The organism is Vibrio sp. 1978 (assembly GCF_033344345.1).
Window position 1 is genome coordinate 1 of the sequence record NZ_JAWPOP010000741.1, and the last position, 593, is coordinate 593.

At 41.8% G+C, this 593-nt stretch carries 1 protein-coding gene; it reads left to right on the forward strand.

Going from position 1 to position 593, the window contains the following annotated elements; genetic code table 11:
• Nucleotides 1-52: 52 nt before the first annotated feature.
• On the forward strand, nt 53-394 hold the full coding sequence (locus R8N49_RS28850; RefSeq protein WP_005463744.1) for a hypothetical protein: 342 nt from the start codon (nt 53-55) through the stop codon (nt 392-394).
• Nucleotides 395-593 lie beyond the last annotated feature (199 nt).

Here is a 593-nt window from a genome sequence, read left to right on the forward strand (position 1 = left end):
TTTAAGATTCACTCGACGTCTTAGTGGCGTCCACGAGTAAATAGATACTTCCATGAAGAAAAAATTAATATTCGCCCTGCTTTCACCTGTTGTTTTATCCGCTTGTAGTAATCAACAAGCGTCGCAAATGGGCATGCGTAGCAGCAGTGTGAACATGTACGCTCAACAAATGAGCAATACTCAACTGTGTGAGACGCTGTATTACAATCGCTCAACGAACCAAACCAAAGTAGCGATTGGTGCAGAATTCAACCGCCGTGGACTCAATAAAAAATGGTGCGATAACGAATTGAATAAGTGGTATTTGGAGAAGTTTGTCGATAGCGTGCTACCAAAGAAAAAGCCAGCACCGCGCAAACCGATGGCAACCATTCAGCCGGCCTCCACCAAATAGTAACTGTAGTAGCTATCACCTCTCTCCAGCTAACAGATGAGATAGAAAGCAGAAAGTCCTTACCTACTTTCTGCTTTTTTACATCTAACAATGATCAAGATCAGCCAAAACCTACCTTTACTTCAGTGAGTTAACATCAATTTACGCAGTCCGTCGAAAAAACAACGTAAACAATTTGTAAACAGTTTGCGTCCTCATT